Origin of the sequence: Corynebacterium tuberculostearicum, assembly GCF_022347235.1 — a bacterium.
Lineage (GTDB): Bacteria > Actinomycetota > Actinomycetes > Mycobacteriales > Mycobacteriaceae > Corynebacterium > Corynebacterium tuberculostearicum_F.
In genome coordinates this window covers 38,907-58,436 of record NZ_JAKRDX010000001.1, presented here as the reverse complement: position 1 = coordinate 58,436, position 19,530 = coordinate 38,907, and the positions used below count along the sequence as shown (strand labels likewise).

General features: G+C 58.9%; 19 protein-coding genes and 1 tRNA gene. 13 read left to right on the top strand and 7 right to left on the bottom strand.

The window, feature by feature from the left end; all coding sequences use genetic code 11:
- The first annotated feature begins 15 nt into the window (after positions 1-15).
- A complete protein-coding gene (leuD, locus tag MHK09_RS00275; RefSeq protein WP_250410870.1) occupies positions 16-606 on the top strand; it encodes a 3-isopropylmalate dehydratase small subunit in 591 nt (196 codons plus the stop codon).
- A 199-nt stretch (positions 607-805) separates the two neighbouring features.
- A complete protein-coding gene (locus MHK09_RS00270; RefSeq protein ID WP_250410869.1) occupies positions 806-1,702 on the top strand; it encodes a YciC family protein in 897 nt (298 codons plus the stop codon).
- A gap of 104 nt (positions 1,703-1,806) precedes the next feature.
- Here MHK09_RS00270 and MHK09_RS00265 read toward each other — a convergent pair whose 3' ends face one another.
- Positions 1,807-2,805, bottom strand: a complete 999-nt coding sequence (locus tag MHK09_RS00265) for an NUDIX hydrolase (protein WP_250410868.1) — start codon at positions 2,803-2,805, stop codon at positions 1,807-1,809.
- Positions 2,806-2,966: 161 nt separating this feature from the next.
- On the opposite strand from MHK09_RS00265, the gene MHK09_RS00260 reads away from it, so the two are divergent.
- The gene (locus MHK09_RS00260) at positions 2,967-3,965 is read left to right on the top strand and encodes an NAD(P)H-dependent glycerol-3-phosphate dehydrogenase (RefSeq protein ID WP_239228519.1); all 999 of its coding nucleotides are present in this window, start codon (positions 2,967-2,969) and stop codon (positions 3,963-3,965) included.
- A 22-nt stretch (positions 3,966-3,987) separates the two neighbouring features.
- Entirely contained in the window at positions 3,988-5,049 is a 1,062-nt protein-coding gene (locus MHK09_RS00255) for a D-alanine--D-alanine ligase family protein (RefSeq protein ID WP_250412290.1), read from the top strand.
- Between the two features lie 13 nt (positions 5,050-5,062).
- On the opposite strand, the gene MHK09_RS00250 is transcribed toward MHK09_RS00255, so the two are convergent.
- Complete coding sequence (locus MHK09_RS00250) at positions 5,063-5,962, bottom strand: DUF3515 domain-containing protein (RefSeq protein ID WP_034668164.1); 900 nt, start codon at positions 5,960-5,962, stop codon at positions 5,063-5,065.
- Here MHK09_RS00250 and MHK09_RS00245 point away from each other — a divergent pair.
- The 8 genes from MHK09_RS00245 to MHK09_RS00210 are packed head-to-tail and all read left to right on the top strand — an operon-like array spanning position 5,910 to position 13,131.
- Complete coding sequence (locus MHK09_RS00245; protein WP_005323297.1) at positions 5,910-6,947, top strand: thiamine-phosphate kinase; 1,038 nt, start codon at positions 5,910-5,912, stop codon at positions 6,945-6,947. The two genes, MHK09_RS00250 and MHK09_RS00245, sit on opposite strands and share 53 nt — an antisense overlap.
- Before the next feature lie 2 nt (positions 6,948-6,949).
- A complete protein-coding gene (locus MHK09_RS00240; RefSeq protein ID WP_250410866.1) occupies positions 6,950-7,588 on the top strand; it encodes a uracil-DNA glycosylase in 639 nt (212 codons plus the stop codon).
- Positions 7,589-7,598: 10 nt separating this feature from the next.
- Positions 7,599-8,942: a DAK2 domain-containing protein gene (locus tag MHK09_RS00235; protein WP_250410865.1), complete on the top strand. Its 1,344-nt coding sequence runs from the start codon at positions 7,599-7,601 to the stop codon at positions 8,940-8,942.
- 2 nt (positions 8,943-8,944) lie between these two features.
- Positions 8,945-11,077 (top strand): ATP-dependent DNA helicase RecG, encoded by a 2,133-nt coding sequence (locus MHK09_RS00230; protein ID WP_250412289.1) that lies wholly within the window; start codon positions 8,945-8,947, stop codon positions 11,075-11,077.
- A gap of 19 nt (positions 11,078-11,096) precedes the next feature.
- Positions 11,097-11,309 (top strand): biotin/lipoyl-containing protein, encoded by a 213-nt coding sequence (locus MHK09_RS00225; RefSeq protein WP_005327804.1) that lies wholly within the window; start codon positions 11,097-11,099, stop codon positions 11,307-11,309.
- A complete protein-coding gene (gene rsmD, locus MHK09_RS00220; protein ID WP_250412288.1) occupies positions 11,310-11,891 on the top strand; it encodes a 16S rRNA (guanine(966)-N(2))-methyltransferase RsmD in 582 nt (193 codons plus the stop codon). It begins immediately after the preceding gene.
- Between the two features lie 26 nt (positions 11,892-11,917).
- On the top strand, positions 11,918-12,391 hold the full coding sequence (gene coaD, locus MHK09_RS00215; protein ID WP_005323291.1) for a pantetheine-phosphate adenylyltransferase: 474 nt from the start codon (positions 11,918-11,920) through the stop codon (positions 12,389-12,391).
- On the top strand, positions 12,388-13,131 hold the full coding sequence (locus MHK09_RS00210; protein ID WP_250412287.1) for a sulfite exporter TauE/SafE family protein: 744 nt from the start codon (positions 12,388-12,390) through the stop codon (positions 13,129-13,131). Before coaD ends, MHK09_RS00210 begins: the two co-directional genes overlap by 4 nt.
- 85 nt (positions 13,132-13,216) lie before the next feature.
- Here MHK09_RS00210 and MHK09_RS00205 read toward each other — a convergent pair whose 3' ends face one another.
- The 4 genes from MHK09_RS00205 to MHK09_RS00190 are packed head-to-tail and all read right to left on the bottom strand — an operon-like array spanning position 13,217 to position 16,650.
- Positions 13,217-13,981 carry an amino acid ABC transporter ATP-binding protein gene (locus tag MHK09_RS00205; protein WP_285440125.1) on the bottom strand — a complete coding sequence of 255 codons (765 nt, stop codon included), beginning with the start codon at positions 13,979-13,981 and terminating at the stop codon, positions 13,217-13,219.
- Positions 13,981-14,934, bottom strand: coding sequence for an amino acid ABC transporter permease (locus MHK09_RS00200; protein WP_005323288.1), 954 nt, complete (start codon positions 14,932-14,934; stop codon positions 13,981-13,983). The genes MHK09_RS00205 and MHK09_RS00200 overlap by 1 nt, the downstream gene beginning before the upstream one ends.
- A complete protein-coding gene (locus tag MHK09_RS00195; RefSeq protein WP_250412284.1) occupies positions 14,927-15,814 on the bottom strand; it encodes an ABC transporter substrate-binding protein in 888 nt (295 codons plus the stop codon). Before MHK09_RS00195 ends, MHK09_RS00200 begins: the two co-directional genes overlap by 8 nt.
- Positions 15,814-16,650 carry a DUF368 domain-containing protein gene (locus MHK09_RS00190; protein ID WP_250412283.1) on the bottom strand — a complete coding sequence of 279 codons (837 nt, stop codon included), beginning with the start codon at positions 16,648-16,650 and terminating at the stop codon, positions 15,814-15,816. Before MHK09_RS00190 ends, MHK09_RS00195 begins: the two co-directional genes overlap by 1 nt.
- Positions 16,651-17,075: 425 nt before the next feature.
- Between MHK09_RS00190 and MHK09_RS00185 the strand changes: the two genes are divergently transcribed.
- Entirely contained in the window at positions 17,076-19,259 is a 2,184-nt protein-coding gene (locus tag MHK09_RS00185) for a LamG-like jellyroll fold domain-containing protein (RefSeq protein WP_250412281.1), read from the top strand.
- A 53-nt stretch (positions 19,260-19,312) separates the two neighbouring features.
- Here MHK09_RS00185 and MHK09_RS00180 read toward each other — a convergent pair.
- Positions 19,313-19,386, bottom strand: a tRNA-Leu gene (locus tag MHK09_RS00180).
- Positions 19,387-19,530 lie beyond the last annotated feature (144 nt).

The window sequence follows — 19,530 nt, the reverse complement described above, 5'->3', positions numbered from 1 at the left end:
AGAAAGGCATTGACAATGGAGAAATTTATTACGCATACGGGAACGGGCGTGCCCCTGCGTGCTTCCAACGTGGATACTGACCAGATCATCCCCGCGCGCTACTTGAAGTCGGTCAAGCGTACCGGCTTTTCAGATGGCCTATTTTCAAATTGGCGCTCCGATGACAACTTTGTACTCAACCAGGCGCAATTCAAGGATGGCTCGGTGCTTTTCGCGGGCAGTGATTTTGGCACCGGATCCTCCCGTGAGCACGCAGTGTGGGCGTTGAGTGAATACGGTTTCCACGCGGTATTTTCTTCCCGCTTTGCTGATATTTTCCGCGGCAACGCTGGAAAATCCGGACTGTTTACTGGATTGATGGAGCAAGAAGATATTGAGCTCATCTGGAAACAGCTGGAAGCAGGAGAAACCCAGGTCACCGTGGACCTAGAGGCCCGAACGGTCACGGTGGGTGAAAATACCTACCGCTTCGATATTGATGACTACACCCGTTGGCGGTTGATGGAAGGGCTGGATGACATCGGCATTACGCTCCGCAACGAGGATGCAATCGCTGCCTACGAATCGCATCGCCCCAGCTTCAAGCCCGCTGTTCACGCCCAATAGCAGAAGAATCGATGGCGATCGGCGGGCCAGCAGTGCCCCTACAGTCTTGCAACGCGAAGAGGCCGTAGGGGCGCCGTGCGCTCACACGTGAACTTTAAACTTTCGCCTTGGGGTAAATGGGGGTACAACTCGGTAACGTATAGGTAACAATTGCTTGCTCCAGTTTCCCGCAACAAAGTATCGCCCTAGCTTTAGACTTATGAGCAATCCCTATTCGAATAATGATTCCTTCAATTCAGGAAACAACGGGGCAGAGTATCCCGGAGCCGACCATGAGTCTGTATCTCATGGAAATGGTGCGAATGGCCAGTCTGGCTACGGCCACCAGCAGTTTGGCCAGCAACAGTATGGACAACAGCAGTACGGCCAGCCTGGATACGCCGGGAGCCCGTATCCGGGAGACGATTCCCTGTATGGCCGAGACGTAGATGCTATTCAGGTCGTCGCGGATAGCTTCCGCTACTTCGGCCGCAATTGGGCGGAGTGGATTTTCGGTCCGCTGGTGCAGATGGTAGTTGTCTTGATCCTCTATTTGCTGATGTTCGCCGTCCTAGCAGGCAGCGGTGCATCCATTGATGCTCTAGCCAATAGCGGCTCGGGTTCCGATGCCGCGCTTACCGGTGGGCTCATTGCAGTAATGTTCTTAGCCTTTATCGCCATGTTCCTCGTGGTTATTTGGTCAGTTAGCACTTGGTACAAGGCTGCTAATAAACAGGTGGATACCGGGACGCTGGAGATAACGGACTTTCTGAGCTTTAAAAATGTCGCCGGTCTCATGGCGGTGAATGTGCTTTCGTACCTGGTTATTACCCTGGGCTTCATTCTCCTGGTTATTCCGGGACTCTTCGCCGCCTTCTTCTTCACTTGGATGCCGGCCGTCAAGGCTGCACGCCCTGAGCTATCTGTGGGCGAAACCTTTGGTGCATCCATCGAGGTCGCAAAGAAGAACGTTGGAGTGACCATCTTGGTGCTCGTCCTAATTGCCGTCCTGTACGCCGTGCTGAGCTTTACCATCGTCGGCGCTATTTTGTTCCCGGCGCTGAATACACTCATTATGGTTCTCTTTGTCCGCCGCACCCTTGAACTGCGCGGCTAGAAAGCTGCGCAGTCGCACAATAGGAGTGCACAGAAGGCCCTGCCGGTCCACCGAATCAGGTGGCAGGCAGGGCCTTAATTGTTGGTCGGGGAGAAGCCAGGAAACTAGCGCACCGGCAGTGGGCTAGCCAGGTAATCGGCACCGGTGAGCTCGCCATTGTTGAAAGACAAGACCCACACAGAAGCCTTCTTAAACTTCAGCTTGTCCACCGGCTTTTTCAGGAACTTTGGGGCGAGGTCTTCAATGATGCCAGGAATGGTGGCGCCTTGGCTGACGATGACGGGCACCCCGCCTTCGTTGACCACGCGGTGGAAGGCTTTCTTGGCCGCTTCTGGGTCGTTCTCCCAGGCCTCGTCACCAAAGTTTTTGTTGATGGAAATGTCCTTGCCCAGTTCGTCGGCAAGCGGGGCAGCCGTCTGCTGGCAGCGCTGGGGCAGGGCAGAGTAAATGGCGGTGGGCTGGAAGGCACTGAGCATCGGCACCAGCATCTCTGCTTGGCGGCGGCCCTTTTTATCCAGTGGCCGCAGGTTGTCATCGCCTTGCCAGCTACCGCTTTCATGCGCGCGTGCGTGGCGCACATAAAGCACGCGGGTAGCGGGCGCGATGCGTAGGCGCTTAGCCGCCTTGGCCACTACCGCGGTATCAACGTCGTAGGACAGGAGGTCTTGCGCTTCATCGATGGGCAGCCACCGTAGCTCATCGGTTTCACTATTGGCGGAATAGGTTCCGCCCAGGTACTTGGCCACCCAGTAGTAGACCACCTTAGTGCGGCCTTGGACTGGGTACGTTACCTTGCCGATGAGCTTGCCTAGACGCACGCTAAAGCCGGTCTCCTCCAGGATTTCCCGGGCCGCGGTAGTGGGCAGGGATTCGCCGGGATCGACCTTGCCCTTGGGCAGGGACCAATCATCGTAATGGGGGCGGTGGATGAGCGCGATTTCCGGGTCCTGCGGGGAGCCGCGCCAGATTACGGCGCCGGCGGCAAGGGTAGTGCGGTGGAATTCCTTGGCGGGGTCCACCGGGATTTCCTGGTGGCGGCCGGAAATAAACTCCTCGTGCTGCTGATCCTTGTCGGTTTCGTGCATCTTTTTAATATTGGGCATCGTCTGCCTCCACGGGGCCTTTCCACAGTAATTGGGTTTATAAGAACAACGTCTAAGGGCCCATTGTCCCACGGGTTAGGCGCGTTGTGCATCCTTGCCCCACGGGGGACGGGCATGCTTTAAGGTTAGGGTTATAGATTTGCACGTTTGGAGGAGACACCATGGTTAATGTTGCCGTGATGGGTGCTGGTTCTTGGGGCACTACCTTGGCCAAGGTCTTTGCGGACGCCGGAAATGACGTTCGCCTGTGGGCGCGCCGCGCGGAATTGGCGCAGGCCATCAACGAGACCCACACCAATCCGGACTATTTGCCGGATACCCGCCTGCCGGCCGTGGTGCGGGCCACCCATGATGATGTCGAAGCGCTGGCGCTTGCCGACGTCGTCGTGTTCGGCGTTCCCTCCCAAACCTTGCGCGCCAACGTGGAAAAGTGGGCGCCGCACCTGCCAGAGGACGCGACCCTGGTGTCTATTTCTAAAGGCGTAGAGACTGCCACGCTCAAGCGCATGAGTGAGGTCATTATGGATGCGGCGGGCGTGCCAGCAGACCGCGTGGCGGTACTGTCTGGCCCGAACTTGGCCAAGGAGATCGCTGCCGGCCAAGTGGCCGCCACGGTGATTGCCTGCTCCGATGAAGACCGCGCTCAGCGCGTGCAGGCTGCGGTCGCCGCGCCGTACCTGCGGCCCTACACCAATACCGATGTCATCGGCGCGGAAATCGGTGGCGCCTGCAAGAATGTCATCGCCTTGGCCTGTGGTATCGCCTCCGGCAAGGGGCTGGGCAATAACACCATGGCCACCATCATCACCCGCGGTCTGGCGGAGATTACCCGCCTGGGCGTGGAGCTGGGGGCGGATCCATTTACCTTTTCCGGCCTGGCAGGCATGGGCGACTTGGTGGCAACGTGCACCTCGACATTGTCGCGCAACCGCACCTTTGGCTACCGCCTGGGCCAAGGTGGCACGATTGAAGAGGCCAAGGCAGCCACCAATGGCCAGGTCGCGGAGGGCGTCTACTCCTGTGACTCCATCTATCGCCTAGCCCAGCAGGCCGGGGTAGAGATGCCGATCACCCACGCGGTCTATGGCGTGTGCTACGAGGGCATGGCGGTGGAAGATATGATCATCGCTTTGATGGGTCGGTCCAAGAAGTCGGAGTAGGTCGAGGGTAAAATCTGCGGGCATGACTGAAAAGACCCGCGTGGCCGTTATCTATGGCGGCCGTAGCACCGAGCATTCCGTATCCTGCGTATCCGCTGGCGCGATCATGAACCACCTCGATCCAGAGAAGTTCGAGGTGGTGCCCATCGGTATTACCCGTGAGGGCACGTGGACGCCCGGCACCACTGAGGGCTTAGAAATTGTCGATGGTGTTATGCCGGAGGTCAGCCCAGGTGCGGAGCTGACCCTTTCTCTTGATCCCAATGCCAGGGGACAGTTCCACAACGTCACCGACGGCACGCTCTTTGCAGAGGTCGACGTGGTATTTCCCATTCTGCACGGCCCCTTCGGTGAGGACGGCACTATCCAAGGCCTCTTTGAGCTTTCCGGCTTGCCCTATGTAGGCCCAGGGGTCTTGGCGTCCTCGGCGGGCATGGATAAGGAATTTACCAAGAAGGTGCTGGCGGCCGCAGACCTGCCAGTAGCGCCCGAGGTCATCCTCAAAGGCCGCACCGAGCTAAGCGAGGACGAAAAGCAGCGACTAGGCCTGCCCGTCTTTGTTAAACCCGCACGCGGTGGATCCTCCATTGGCGTATCCAAGGTCACTACCTGGGAGGAATTCCCCACAGCCGTCGACCTGGCGCTAGAGGATGACGAAAAGATCCTGGTGGAGCCGGAAATCGTTGGCCAAGAGGTAGAAATCGGCGTGCTCCACTATGCCGATGGCACCTTGCTGGCCTCCGTCCCGGCACTGCTCGCCGGTATCGATGATTCCGACGAGGGCTTTTATGGCTTCGACACCAAGTACCTCGACAATGTGGTTACCGCCGAAATCCCGGCGCCGTTCGCACCTGAGCTGACCGAGAAGCTACGCGACATGGCAATCCGCGCCTTCGAGGCCCTCAACTGTGAGGGCTTGTCTAGGGTCGACTTCTTCGTCACCGAGGAATCTGTGTACATCAACGAGATCAATACCCTGCCGGGCTTTACCCCGATCTCCATGTACCCGCAGGTGCTCGCGGCCTCGGGCGTTGAGTACCCGGCGCTGCTCGAGGCGCTTATCGAGCAGGCCCTAGCCAAGTAGGCCCAAGCGCTGCTTATTTTTCGGCCGTGTGCTCTGCGAGCACATCGCCAATTTCCACCAGGGCCGCCTGCGCGGCATCTTGTGGGGCGTGTAGCGCAAGGTAGTCCTCGCGGCCGAGGGCAAACCACGTGCCCGCGGTCGTGCCATGGGCCAAGGTGGTGTCCTCGAACCACGGAATATCGTTGACCTGTTGGAGCTTGACTCCGGCGCGATAGTTCTCCGGCTTGGCTACGCCGCATCGCGCAACGATGTCTTCGCGGCCTTCGGCACTCCATACATAGGTATTCTTATCCTCAACCTCGCGGCGGCTGTATCCCTCAGCCACCGAATCGGGCAGGGCCTTGTCTACTTCTGCGCACATCTGGTCATTCCCCGCCTTGAGCGCCTTGAGCGGCGCCTCGTGCGCGGTGGCTGGCTTTTCTTCGAGGGAAGAGAGGGCGTCGTTCAGCTCGCCCGGCTCTGCGTCAGTGGAGGCAGTGACCGCGACAACGGGGAAGCGCTGCGGCGCATACCAAGTGGTGAGGTTGGAGCCGGGGGTGGCATCGCGCACCTGGAACCACTGTTCGCCTTCTACGTCCTGGGTCTGGGAGTACTCGGTGTACTGGAAAGGCATATCTACGCCACAGCGCACGGTGACCTTATCCTCTGAGGTAGTGGCCCAGGCCGCGACGCCCGAAGGCACGGGCTCGGCAATATCGGCACGTGGCCTATCCATGACCTGATCCGGAAGGGCGTCGATAAAGCTGCGGCAGGCTTGCGAGTCTGCCTCCTTAGACTCCACGGGGGAGACCGCCACTGGTGCTTTGGCGACGTTATTGAATACGTATTTTGCGCCGAAAAGGACCGCCAGAACCATCACTATGGACAACCCAAGTGAAATGAAGATCGCGGTGCGGTTAAATTGGGATGTCATAAGGGCTCATAGTATCGAAAGGAAGCTGGTGAACTTAACTCAGACTCTCGCAGATGTGGGAGAACGCGCCGCCATCCGGGAAATTACCTCCGTGGCCTCCAGTAGGCTCAATGGAGACGATGCCGCGGTACTGCCCAGCGCGCCGCCGAATTCCCGCACCGTGGCGGCCACTGATTTGATGGTGGAGGGACGTCATTTCCTGCGCGAGTGGTCTACCCCGCGCGAGATTGGCAAGAAGGCCATCTTGCGCAATTTTGCCGATGTGGAAGCTATGGGTGCCCGTCCGGTTGCTGCCCTGCTTGCAATCGCCGCGCCAGGCGATACCCCGGTGCCCTTCGTACGTGGCATTGCCGAGGGAATTGCGGAACATAGCTCCTTCTATAACGCCGAGTTGGTAGGCGGCGACCTCACGAAGTCTGATCTCTTGGTCATCAATATCACGGCCGTAGGCTTCCTGGGCGGCAGCCTTCCCGCCTTGACTTTGGACGGGGCGCGGGCAGGTCAGCAGGTGGTAGCGCACGGCAAGATCGGCCACTCGGCCGCCGGCTTGGCCTTGTTGGAGCGCTTCGGCCGGAACCTTCCTGCAGGGCATGAGCACCTGCAGCCGCTTATCGACGCCCACTGTGCCCCCTGGCTCAACCCCGGCCGCGGCGTCATTGCCCGTGCCGCGGGGGTCACCGCCATGACCGATAACTCAGACGGGCTGATCCAAGACTGCACGACGATGGCCGAGCACTCCTGCGTACACATGGACTTGGATCCACAGGCCTTGCAACCGGAAGAATTGCTGTGCCAAGCCGCGGATCTACTCGACTGCGACCCGTGGGAATGGGTACTCAGCGGTGGAGAAGACCACACCCTCATCGGCACGACGGCAAAGGAAGCGCCCTCCGGATTCCGAAAGATTGGCACCGTAACCCGCGGCTGCGGGGTTACGCTGGGAGGTACGACACCGAGCTATCAGAAAGGCTGGCTGAGCTTTTAACCATGCACCCCACCTACCACCCCTCTTGGGAGCCGGTGCTGGCACCGGTAGTTGAAAAGCAATGGCCACAGATTTCTCACGCTCTTGAGGGGCAGGACTATTTGCCCCCGGCGGAGGACGTCTGCCGCGCGTTGCAGATGCCGCTGGATGAGGTCCGGGTGCTCATTGTGGGCCAAGACCCTTATCCCACCCCAGGACACGCCATGGGCATGGCCTTCTCGACTCGCCCGGGTGTGAAACCGCCGCGTTCCTTGGTCAATATTTACCGCGAGCTGCACGATGATCTGGGTATCGACGGCCGGGAAGACGGGGACCTGAGCGCCTGGGCGGACCAGGGAGTGCTGCTGCTGAACAGGGTGCTTACCGTAGCCCCAGGCAAAGCCGGTTCGCACCGTCACATCGGTTGGGAAGAGATCACCGAGGCTGCCATTCGCGCGCTCAACCGCAGCCCCATGGTCGCGATTCTCTGGGGCCGGGATGCACAAGCGTGTGAGCGCTTTCTTCCCGACGTCCCCTGTATCAAGTCCCCACACCCCTCACCGCTTTCTGCCAGCCGCGGTTTCTTTGGATCGAAGCCCTTTTCCCGGGCAAACGCCCTTTTGCGGGACCAAGGCGCACAGGAAATAGACTGGCGCTTGTAAACTATTGCGCATGTCCTACCCCAGCACGCTGGATTCCCACGGAATGCGCAATTGGGCCACCCGCGCCGTGGGGGAATTAGCCCATCGCCGCGATGAGATCAACGCGCTCAATGTCTTTCCCGTGCCGGATTCCGATACGGGCTCGAATATGGCGCACACTATGGAGGCAGCGGTTGCGGAGCTGGACAATGGTGGCGATGTCGCCGATTCACTCGCGCTCGGGGCGGTGCGTGGTGCCCGCGGAAACTCGGGAATGGTGCTCTCGCAGGTTCTGCGCGGCGTGGCCGAGTCAACTGTGGACTCAGTTATCGACGGTGCCGTCTTTGTCCGCTCCCTCAAGCAGGCCGTGGAGCTGGTGGACCGGGCTATCGCCGAGCCGGTGGAAGGCACAGTTATTACGGTCTTGAAGGCAGCAGCCGAGGCTGCCGGCGACGCTCAAGCGCAATCAGGCGCAACCTTGCACAGTACTGTGAGTGCCGCAATCGCTGCCGCGGAAACGGCCCTCGAGCGCACTCCTTCGCAATTGCCAGCCCTGCGCGAGGCAGGAGTGGTGGATGCCGGCGGCGCTGGTCTCGTTATCCTCTTAGAGTCTCTCCTTGCTGAGATCGAAGGCTCGACTGGGCACACAGGCCTGCCCGAGGCGGAGCCGACAACTGAACTGGAAGTGGTGTTTTTCTTCGAGGGAGATATAGACGCGCTGCAAACAGCAATTTCCCCTATGGGAGATAGCCTCGTCATCGCTCGCGCCACCGAGGACAGCGCTAATGTACATATCCACTCCCGGCAGGCAGGCAAGGTCATCGAAACCGCCTTTGGAACAGGAAAGGTCTCCAACCTGCACCTCGAGGTGTTGCCTCCTCACGCCGAACCTGCTTCCGAAGATCCGATTGCTCGCCGAGTGTTTGCCGCCGCACCAGCCGGGCCCATCAGCGATCTTCTGGCATCTGCGGGGGTTAGCGTCGTGTCACCGGATGATCCCATTGCGGCGAAAGACGAGGACATCGTTCTTGCTACCGGCGTGAGTTCGCAGACCGCTGCTGGGCGAGTAGTGCCCGCGCAATCGCTGGCTGCAGCCTTAGCCGCGATCTCCGTCTATGAACCGGATAACCCAGATACTGGTGCCGTCGTTGCCGCCATGCGTGATGCTGCCAAGTCCATGCGAGTGGCTTACCCGAGCCAGGAAACCCCGCAATCAATCATTGCCACTTGCCGCGATCTCTTAGCAGAAGGCGGTGAGCAGGTCACAGTCTTAAGCGCCCTTGATCTAGACCAGGAGGACCTAGCTCAACAGCTTCGCGTGGACGTTATGGCACTGAAAGTACCGGATATCGCAACCGAAATCGGAGTGGAATAGCAATGCTCGGCTGGCAGGACAACCGCCCTTTGACAGAGGTGCTTGCGGCGAAGGACGCCGCGAAGATTACCAAAGCACTGGGGTATGAGACCTGCGGCGAGCTCTTAGCTCACTATCCGCGAGACTATATCCGCCACAACAAGGACGTCGGCCTAGGAGACGCTGCGGAGGGCGATATCGTCACGGTTACCGGAACCATTACCGGATTTACCCGACATGACTCGGGCAAGACCACCATCATCAATGTGCAGCTCGATGGCAGCATCATTGCGACGTTTTTCAATGCCAATTACGTGATGCGGATGTTGCACCGCGGACAGCGCGTCATGATGAGCGGCAAGCTTAAGTTCTTTCGCAATCAGCCGCAGTTGCAGCAGCCGGACTTTGTAGAGATCGATGCGTTTGGCCGCCCCGATGGCGAACTGGATGATTACCGCCAGCCAGCGGCCGAATCCGGCAAGAAGCACCGCCCAAAGGCCACCGGCTCGCTGCGGAACCTGTCGCAGTTTGGCAGGCTCGACCAGCTCCTCTTGGAACGCGAATGGATACCGGTGTACCCGGCTACGTCCAAGGTGACTTCGTGGTACATCATGGGTGCCATCCACTACGTCTTATCTAAGACCCCGCCGATTGAGGAACCGCTGGATTATCAGATGATCATCAGCCTCGATAAGGCAGTGCGGGAAATCCATGAGCCGGGGGAGGCGGGCCCGTACCGTGCGATTCAAAGGCTGAAGTACAACGAGGCTCTGTCCATTGGCCTGGTGATGGCATTGCGCCAGCGAGATGCCGAAGCCCGGACCGCTTCTACCATGCCGGCTACCTTAGGCGGCTATCGCGAGGAACTGCTGAGCCATCTGCCCTTTGATCTGACTGAAGGGCAGCGGCGCGTCATCAGCGAGATTGAAGACGATCTGGCTCGTCCGCTGCCCATGATGCGCTTGCTGCAAGGTGAGGTTGGCTCTGGCAAAACCATGGTGGCTACCTGCGCTATGCTGCAGGCTGTTGACGCAGGAACGCAGGCCGCGCTGTTGGCGCCGACGGAAGTACTCGCCTCCCAACACGCTGCCTCCATCGGAACCTCGGTTCCCGAAGGGGTCAAGGTGGTACTCCTGACCGGCTCCATGCGTACGGCGGACAAGCGGCAGGCATTATTGGATATTGTCTCCGGTGACGCGGACATCATCATTGGAACCCATGCAATTATCCAAGACACCGTGGAGTTCTTTAACTTGGGATTGGTCGTCGTAGATGAGCAACACCGGTTCGGTGTAGAGCAGCGCGATAGCCTGCGGTTAAAGGCACGTGAAGGCCTCAGCCCCCACGTGCTGGTGATGACAGCAACACCGATTCCGCGCACCATTGCGATGACCGTCTTTGGCGACCTCGCCGTATCAACGCTGACCGAGCTGCCCGGTGGTCGCAAACCTATTCAGTCAGCAGTGGTGGCCGAGTGGCGGCCGACCTGGGTGCTACGCGCACTCGAGCGCATACGCGAGGAGGTTGCCCACGGCCATCAGGCCTATATCGTTTGCCCACGCATTGAAGGCAAAGGCGGAGTGCTAGAGCTTGCACAGCAGCTAGAAAACGGTCCCTTCAAGGGACTGCGGGTCGCCATTTTGCATGGGAAGATGCCCAACAAAGACGAGGTAATGACGTCATTTGCCAGGGGAGAGATCGATATCCTGGTCTCTACTACGGTCATTGAGGTGGGCGTGGATGTTGCCAATGCCACGGTGATGCTCATTCGCGAGTCCGAGCATTTCGGCGTTTCCCAGTTGCACCAGTTGCGTGGGCGTGTGGGACGAGGCGGCAATGCCTCCGTCTGTCTTTTGCACACGACGGCAGCCGATAACACTCCGTCCTTCCGTCGTATCACTCAGATCGCCCAAACGTCCTCGGGTTTTGAACTGGCCGAGCTTGATTTGCGCCAGCGGCAAGAGGGCGACATCTTGGGCACCATGCAGTCCGGAACGCACCGCACACTGCGGCTACTGAACTTGGCGGATGACCAAGACATTGTGGAGCGCACTCACACGGATGCGCGCGCCATGGTGATGCGCAATCCCGAGCTGGCTGAGGAACTCACGCGCAATTTGAGCGAAAGCGAACAGGAATACTTGGAGAAGAACTAAGACGGGTTAACCTAGAAGCATGAAAATTTACGCCCCCTTCGCGGGCATCGTCCGCTGCCATGTGAATGTGGGAGACACTGTTGATACCGGAGTACCGCTTGCGACCGTTGAAGCCACGAAGCTTGAGGCTCCCGTAGAAAGCCCGGGACCAGGAAAGGTCCACCGTATTGTGGTCTCTGACTTTAGTGATGTGGTGGGCGGAGACCTTTTGATGGAGATTGGAGAAGCATAAATGACGCGCATTATTGCCGGCGAAGCCCGCGGCCGCACCATTAAAGTGCCTGCAGAAGGAACTCGGCCTACCGCAGATCGCGCCCGCGAAGGGCTGTTTTCATCCCTCACTGCACGGTGGGGCTTTGCTGGATCTTCGGTGCTCGATCTTTTTGCTGGCTCTGGTGCCCTGGGCCTAGAGGCGGCGAGCCGTGGAGCAGATGAAGCAGTACTGGTGGAATCTTCGGCCGATGCGGTGAAGATCATCCGGCACAACATGGGCGTCGTCAAGCATCCCGGCGTGCGCGTGCAAGAGATGAAGGTAGGCACCTACCTGGCTAGTGCCCCGCGCAAACACTTTGACCTGGTGCTTGCGGACCCGCCCTATGCTTTTGATGAGGTGGATGCACTCATTGCTGCCATCGAACCGGTGCTTACTGATCACGCAATGGTAGTAATTGAGCGCCACGTCGATTCCGCGGATACGGTGTGGCCAGCCGGTTTTGAGCCCACCGGCCAAAAGCTTAAGAAGCGCACCTTTGGCATCGCCCGCATGGATATGGCGGTCTATACCCGCCCCGGCAGCGAGGACGCCGAAGACTAGACCCCTGAAAAGAAAGCGAAAGTAGCATGACCAAGGCCGTCTGCCCTGGATCCTTCGACCCCGTTACCTTAGGCCACGTCGATATCATCAATCGCGCTAACCAGATGTTTGATGAGGTCACTGTGTTGGTAACCGGTAATCCCGACAAGCCCTCAGGGCTCTTTAGCGTGGAGGAGCGCATGGAACTTATCCGCCAGAGCGTGGATTCTTCCATCAAGGTGGATTATTGCTCCGGGCTGTTGGTGGACTACACCACGGAGCATGGGGCAGACGTCCTAGTGAAGGGACTGCGTAGCTCTCTCGATTATGAATATGAGCTGCCTATGGCGCAGATGAATCGGCGCCTTTCGGGAATCGATACTGTCTTCCTACTCACGGACGAGAAGTACGGCTATATTAGTTCCTCGCTGTGTAAGCAGGTAGCAAAGTTCGGCGGCGACGTAACGGGTATGTTCCCCGAATCCGTAGGTCGTGCGGTAAAGGAGAAATACCGGCAGTGAGCCTCGCACTGGTTATTTTCCTCGTCGTTGTCGTTGGTTCGACACTGCAACGGGTATCCGGAATGGGGCTCGGCCTCATCGGCGGCCCCATCCTCATGCTCATTATGGGGCCGGTCGAAGGAATCCTCGTAATTAACGTTCTGGCCTGCATAAATGCGATTCTGACCACCTATTCCGTGCGTGAGAATGTGAGCTGGAAGAAGTTCGGACTTATAGCTCCAGTTATGGTGATTGGTTCCTTGGCCGCGGCGTTGCTCATTAGGCGTATGGACACGGCAGGGCTCATGATCGTAGTGGGCGCTGCGCTTCTGGCCGCATTGGCCGTAGTGACATTTGGAAAGAAGTTTGTCCCGCCGATGGAGGGCAAAGGCCCTGCCATCTCCGCCGGTATTCTCGGCGGCTTTACCAACACCTTGGCCGGCGTGGCCGGCCCGGTTATTACCGTCTACGCCCAAGCGGCAAAGTGGCCCCAACATGTCTACGCCGCCACGCTGCAGCCGATTTTTGTCGTAGGCGGATTCTTTTCCGTGATGACCAAGACGCTTACTGGTGCGGCGCATTTTGATGGCCTGCCTTGGGTGATGTGGCCCGCCGGAGTCTTAGGTATGTTCGTCGGAATTTGGGCCGGAACCCGGATTGCCCAGCGTGTTCCACGAGAAAAGGCCCGCGTGCTCTCATTAAGCGTTGCCGGGTTGGGCGCGGCCAGCGCACTGATTCGGGGTATTTTGACGCTTTCGTAGGCGCGTGAGCCACGACAAAGCCCGCCGGTCCTCTTCGAGGAAGAGGGCGGCGGGCTGAAGGCACTCTGCGGAGTGTAGTGGGGGCTTACAGCAACGAAGCCAAAAAGTCCTTGGTGCGTGGTTGTTGCGGTTTATCCAAAACCTCAGCTGGGCTGCCGGACTCAATGACCACGCCGCCGTCCATGAAGAAGACCTTATCGGCTACCTCGCGCGCAAAACCCATCTCATGGGTGACTACGAGCATGGTCATGCCTTCGGCTGCGAGGTCCTTCATAACGCGCAGCACTTCGCCGACGAGCTCGGGGTCGAGGGCGGACGTAGGTTCGTCGAAAAGCATAAGCTTAGGATCCATGGCCACCGCACGGGCGATGGCCACGCGCTGCTGCTGGCCGCCGGAGAGCTGCACCGGGTAGTTATTGGCTTTGGACGCCAAGCCAACGTCCTCCAACAGCTCCATAGCGCGGGCGCGGGCGGTCTCTTCCGGAATCTTTTTCACCTGCACCGGTGCCTCGATGATGTTTTCAATCACCGTGCGGTGGGGGAAAAGGTTGAAAGACTGAAAGACCATTCCGATATCGGAGCGCTGCTCTGCGGCTTCCTTCTCGCTGATCTCATACAGGGTGCCGTTCTTTTCGCGGTAGCCAATCAGCTCGCCGTCGACGTAGAGGCGGCCCGCCGTTGCCTTATCAAGGTGGTTGACGCAGCGCAGGAAGGTGGACTTGCCGGAGCCCGAGGGGCCTAGTAGGCAGGCCACTTCGCCGGGCTGGACCTCAAGGTCAATGCCTTTGAGGACCTCGAGCTGCCCGAAGGACTTATGGACGTTCTGGGCGGAAATCATGGGAGTAGCCATTAGTTTTTAGCCTCCGAAATCACGGATACGTTGCGGGGGATGGTTCCTTCAGCGTCTGCCAGCGCAGCAAGTTGGCGGCCGGTGAGCTCGCGGGTTGCACCGCGCTCAAAGCGGCGCTCTAGGAAGTACTGTCCCACCATCAGCAGGGACGTAACCACGAGGTACCAGGATGCTGCGACCAGTAGCAGCGGGATGGGCTGGAAGAGGGCGGCGGAAATATCCGTGGAACGGCCGAAGATTTCCTCGGTATAAGGAATGGCCACCACGAGGGAAGAGGTCTTGAGCAAGGAAATGAACTCATTGCCTGTGGGCGGAATGATAATGCGCATGGCCTGCGGAAGGACGGTGCGGCGCATGGTCATCCACCAGGACATGCCCAGTGCCTTGGAGGCTTCCTTCTGGCCCTCGGGAACGGAGGTGATACCGGAGCGCACAATCTCGGCCATATAGGCAGCTTCATTAAGTCCCAGGCCCATCACCGCAAGGAAGAAGGCATTGGTGAGGATCGTCTGCAAAGATACCTCGGTAAAGCCCAGGTTGATGGATTGGTAGATGGCGGAGAGCAGGCCCCAGAACACCAGCTGCACATAGATCGGCGTGCCGCGGAAGACCCAGAGGAATATCCAGGAGACGCTGCGCAGCACCGGGTTCGGGGACATGCGCATAACCGCAAGGATGGCACCACCCACAACGCCGATGATCATTGACAAAATGGTGATGGCAATGGTGTGCAGGGAGGCAAGCGCAATGCGCTTATCAAAGAGATACTGGAAGTAGGTGTCCCAGCCAAAAGCCTCGTTGCGGGCGGAGGCGATGATGAACCACACGGCGAGCACGATAAGCAGGCCGGCGAATACCCAGCGCCACGGGTGGCGTAGAGGTCGCGCCTCGATCTTGGCGGGCTTTTCCTTAGGCTCTGCCGTAGCTGGCGTCGCCGCATTTTCATTAACCATTGATCGGCCTTTCATTAATCATTGCCTGGTCTATTAAGCCATCCTCGATGCCCCAACGGGACAAAATTTCTGCATACTCACCGGTTTCGATGAGGTGTTGCAGTGCCGCAGCTGAGGCCTTGCCCAAATCGGAATCCTTGGGTACGGCAAAGCCATAGGGCGATGCTTGGAACATATCGCCTACCTGCCGCATCTTTCCTTCGGAGCGATTGACCGCCCACGCCGTTACTGGGGAGTCTGCGGACAGGGCATCTGCGCGTCCCATAAGTACCGCCAGCGCGGCGTTGTCACCGGTGTCATAAGACAAGACCGTGAGATCGCCGTTGCACGCATCTTTCTTGGGGCGCACATCGTCGGTTTCAGATACCGTGGTGCGCTGCACCGCAACGGTCAAGCCGCACGGATTATCCGGGTCAACCTTTTTAGGTCCGTCTACTCGTTCGGCCCACTGGATGCCGGCGTAGAGGTGATCTACAAAGTCGAATTCATTGCGGCGCTCGGGGTTATCCGTGAATCCGGATGCGCCCATATCAATCTGGCCCGATTGCACGGCGGGCAAGATCATGGAGAAGTCCTGTTCCATGGGCTGGAAATCGAGTCCCAAGACGCCAGCAACGGCGCGAGCAAGATCGAGCTCGACGCCCTGGAGCGCCCCGTGGGAATCCTTAAGCTGAAATGGGGCATAGGGCGGGTTAGTTCCGGCGGTGAGGACGCCATCGTTGTCGTCATACATGGCGGCAATTTCCGGCACCACCGAGGTATGTGGTTCTTCCCAACCGTCCGGAGTGGAATCTTCCTCGTTGGTGACGCAGGCACCCAAGCTCAGCGTGGGGACTAAGACCGCGGCGATGATCGCGCGGCGAGAAAACGTGCTTGGCATTAGTTTTGCGCCGTTCTTTCGTCTATAGCGCGGGCCTTCTTTATATCTACGAAGATGAACGCGGAGACAATGAGCGCACCGAGGATGAACATGCCGATGATGATGCCGCTAGAGGCATCTTGGTCAGCTCCCCAGGGCCACAGTGCGCGCAGAGAACCGAGCATGAAGCCTGCCATAGCCATCAGCGTAGGGGCGCGGTGATGATCCAGCAGGAAGTTTAATGCCTTGATGAATGCCGCGAGGCCACACAGGGCACCCAGCGCGAAAACGGCGATAGTGCCCAGGTCACGATCCGAAACGGCGCCAATGATGGGCTGGTAGAGGCCCATGGTCAGCAGGATGAGCGAGCCGGAAATGCCTGGCAGGATGAGTGCACATACCGCGATGGCGGCGGCGAAGAAAACCACAATAAGGCTGGGGTTCTCGTGCGGTTCGGAGGTGAATCCGGTGATAAAGAAGATGGCAATCGCAGCGATCACAAAGGCAATGATGGAAGAGGGGCGCAGCCTCTCCTGCTTAGAAAGCATGGATAGCGGTACAAAAATGGACACAGCCACCATGCCCAAAAAGAGCGCTCCGGAAGCCGATACGTGATTATCTACGAAGTTAGAAAGCACGGTGGACATCCCGAAGACGGCGATGAACATGCCGATAGCTACGGAGATGAGGAAGCTCCATTCGACCTTCTTGAAGCGGCCGGAGATGAGATCGTTGGCGTTGTGGACTGCGCGTTCATAAATGCCCACGATGAGCGCCACGGTGCCACCGGAGATGCCCGGTACGAGCTCGGCCATGCCGATGAGGGCGCCGCGGATAGCGTTCAAAATGTACTGCATAAAATAAAAATCTACCTGGGAGGGGGCTGGTGCGGAGGGCGACTGGCCTAGTAAGGCGGCAGAAAGGTGCCGAAGTGGGAGGCTAGGCGAACCGCTGTGAAGCGTAATGCATATCTTTCATTAAAGGATGGTTAGCTACCTACCGCGGGAAGGGAGGAACTTTTCCCTAACCGTAGAGGTAAAACGGTATTCACGAATATTCTGTCAGTTTAATACACCCCAATGCAACTATGCAGTTCGGGGCAGGATATACGGACTTGGCCACAGTGGGATGGTCCATTTAGAAGCAACCATAAGTTTCCCATTATTCAGTCTCCTGTTTACGCGGGCTTCAACTAGCTGAAAGCTTCACGTCCTAGAATCCCTCGCGTATTCCCGCCATCTCCCCTGAGCAAGCATCCCTTTACAGTCTTAAAGGACTCTCTATGAAAAATCGTTTCGTCCTGCCTGCGCTAACTGCAACCGCGGTGGTGGGAAACCTCGTTGTTGTACCGGCCGCAAGTGCTGCGGATTTTGGGGCCGAGGGGGCGTCGCCGAGCGAGGGCTCTCGTTTCAGTATCGGCGTCTTACCGGATACCCAGTTCTACTCGCGCTATTCCACCCCGGAGACCGGCAACTTGGCCCAAGCTCGCTACGGAAGCGAACCCTACTTGGCCCAAACTCAATGGTTGGTAGACCACCAAGACGAGCTGAACATGGACTTTGTCACCCACCTGGGCGATGTCGTCGACCAATGGAACGTGGAGGGCGAATGGCAGGTAGCCGATAAGGCCATGCAGGTCCTTGATGATTCGGATCTGAACTACTCCATCCTGCCCGGCAATCACGACATGGACGTCGAGGGTGCGGCGGCCCACCCTTATGACAAGTGGTTTAGCGCCGATCGCGCCAAAGCCGCTAATCCGGAGAGCTTCCAAGAGCGCTACACTGCGGTCAATAATGACTCCGAGGCCCACATCTTTGAAGCCGAGGGTCAGAAGTACCTCAACTTGGCACTGGGCTGGCGCGCCGATGAGAAGGCCCTTGCGTGGGCGCAAGGCATCATCGATAAGCACCCCAACCTCCCCGTCATCGTCACGACGCACGAAGCCCTCAATATCGATGGCGAGGGCAACGTTTTCTATTCCGATGACTATGGCAAGGGCCTGTGGGATACGTTCATCAAGCGCAACGACCAGATCTTCCTGGTGATGGGCGGCCACCACCACGGTGCGGGCTACCGCGTGGATAAGAACGATGCCGGCCACGATGTCGTTTCCATCTTGCAGGACTATCAGATGGCCTATCAGGGCGGAAATGGTCTGCTGGGCGTGCTCGAGTTCGACCTTTCCGGCAAGCAGCTGGAGATGACCGCGCTCTCGCCGTGGGTGGCGCAGAAGCCGCACGAGGAGCTGACGCAATTCGATAAGCTCACCCTGGATGATCAGGGCGATAGCTACGCCATTCCGTTCGACTTTGAGCAGCGCTTTTCCTCCTTTTCCCCGGATTTCACCGTGGGCGAGGGCCACCAGCCGGACCTAGCGCAGCGTGCGCGCGACATCGCCGCGGAAGGCTATAGGCCCTACACCATCGCGGAGGATGAGCTGCCCAAGGGCGCGGATGACTTTGCCAAGAATGATCGCACGGTATTCCACTGGCGCCCGGGCCAGGCCCAAGACAAGGACGGGCATGCGCTTGCCGACGGCGCCCCTGCCGGCCGCGGCACTACCATCCCCGACGTTTCCAGCGATTCCGGCAGCGACCTGCACCGCTCTGGCGCCATGCTAGGTGATCGGGTGACCTATAGCTCCGATCACCACCCGCTGTCTTCTGATGCCGGCTCCCTCTTCTGGTCCGACCCTGCCGGCAAGGTAGGCAACGCCGAGTTCCGCACCGACAAGGGCGCCGCGGCCAATAGCGTCGATACCACCAAGGGCTACACCTTCGAATCCTTCGTCAAGATTCCTAAAGACTTCAATGGTGCCCAGCATGGTTGGGGAAGCGCGCTCAGCCGCGACTCAGCCATCAATAAGTTGGTCGACGGCTCTGAGGACACGGATCCCACGGTCATGTTTGGCATCTCCAACCTGCGCGAGCTGCGCTGGTGGGCGGAGCCGAAGCAGGGAAGCGGTTCTACCGTATGGTCCCACGAGGTGCCCAAGGACGAGTGGATGCACATCGCCGTGGTCAATGATCCGGAGCGCGATAGCGTGGAGATGTTCATCAATGGCGCGCCCATCTTGCGCAATGCCGTAGGCGCCGAAGGCCTTCTCCCGCGCGACCTGCAGTGGGTCATGGGCGGCGGCTTTGATAACCAGCGCCCGCAGGACCCGTGGTACGGCTGGATCGGCGAGACCCGCCTGACCCAGGGTGTTCTGGGCAAGAACGAATGGCTCACCGCCCGTGCACACGGGGACGGCAAACCGGCCGATACTACGCAGCCAGCCGCGGGCAGCTCCGCATCGAGCACCGGCACGAGCTCCAAGCCCGCAGTCTTGGGAGCACTCCTCGGCATCGCAGGCATTGCCGGACTCATCGGCCTAGCCCTGCCGCAACTGAAGGCCTCGATCCCGCAAATCAACGCGCTCCTGCGCAAGTACCACCTGCCAACCCTGCCTGACCTGGGCTAAAGCAAAGGCCTCGGTTTCCCTGACTTAGTGGAAACTGAGGCCTTATCTCGTTGTGCCCCTGGTGAGACTCGAACTCACACTGGACGGGTTTTGAATCCGTTGCCTCTGCCAATTGGGCTACAGGGGCGCACAATCCAAAGGCGGACTGCCTTTGACTGTCAAAATAGTAGCGCAGGCACTAGGCGAATTCCTAATTGGGTAGGGGCAGCGGGGGAATGCGCACGTCATCCACAAAATCTGCACCGGGGTGTTCGGATGTCGGCCTGGTTCT

Coding starts and splice junctions, on each gene's coding strand:
- leuD (WP_250410870.1), top strand. CDS start 16: ATGGAGAAATTTATTACGCATACGGGAACGGGCGTGCCCCTGCGTGCT.
- MHK09_RS00270 (WP_250410869.1), top strand. CDS start 806: ATGAGCAATCCCTATTCGAATAATGATTCCTTCAATTCAGGAAACAAC.
- MHK09_RS00265 (WP_250410868.1), bottom strand. CDS start 2,805: ATGCCCAATATTAAAAAGATGCACGAAACCGACAAGGATCAGCAGCAC.
- MHK09_RS00260 (WP_239228519.1), top strand. CDS start 2,967: ATGGTTAATGTTGCCGTGATGGGTGCTGGTTCTTGGGGCACTACCTTG.
- MHK09_RS00255 (WP_250412290.1), top strand. CDS start 3,988: ATGACTGAAAAGACCCGCGTGGCCGTTATCTATGGCGGCCGTAGCACC.
- MHK09_RS00245 (WP_005323297.1), top strand. CDS start 5,910: ATGGACAACCCAAGTGAAATGAAGATCGCGGTGCGGTTAAATTGGGAT.
- MHK09_RS00250 (WP_034668164.1), bottom strand. CDS start 5,962: ATGACATCCCAATTTAACCGCACCGCGATCTTCATTTCACTTGGGTTG.
- MHK09_RS00240 (WP_250410866.1), top strand. CDS start 6,950: ATGCACCCCACCTACCACCCCTCTTGGGAGCCGGTGCTGGCACCGGTA.
- MHK09_RS00235 (WP_250410865.1), top strand. CDS start 7,599: ATGTCCTACCCCAGCACGCTGGATTCCCACGGAATGCGCAATTGGGCC.
- MHK09_RS00230 (WP_250412289.1), top strand. CDS start 8,945: ATGCTCGGCTGGCAGGACAACCGCCCTTTGACAGAGGTGCTTGCGGCG.
- MHK09_RS00225 (WP_005327804.1), top strand. CDS start 11,097: ATGAAAATTTACGCCCCCTTCGCGGGCATCGTCCGCTGCCATGTGAAT.
- rsmD (WP_250412288.1), top strand. CDS start 11,310: ATGACGCGCATTATTGCCGGCGAAGCCCGCGGCCGCACCATTAAAGTG.
- coaD (WP_005323291.1), top strand. CDS start 11,918: ATGACCAAGGCCGTCTGCCCTGGATCCTTCGACCCCGTTACCTTAGGC.
- MHK09_RS00205 (WP_285440125.1), bottom strand. CDS start 13,981: ATGGCTACTCCCATGATTTCCGCCCAGAACGTCCATAAGTCCTTCGGG.
- MHK09_RS00200 (WP_005323288.1), bottom strand. CDS start 14,934: ATGGTTAATGAAAATGCGGCGACGCCAGCTACGGCAGAGCCTAAGGAA.
- MHK09_RS00195 (WP_250412284.1), bottom strand. CDS start 15,814: ATGCCAAGCACGTTTTCTCGCCGCGCGATCATCGCCGCGGTCTTAGTC.
- MHK09_RS00190 (WP_250412283.1), bottom strand. CDS start 16,650: ATGCAGTACATTTTGAACGCTATCCGCGGCGCCCTCATCGGCATGGCC.
- MHK09_RS00185 (WP_250412281.1), top strand. CDS start 17,076: ATGAAAAATCGTTTCGTCCTGCCTGCGCTAACTGCAACCGCGGTGGTG.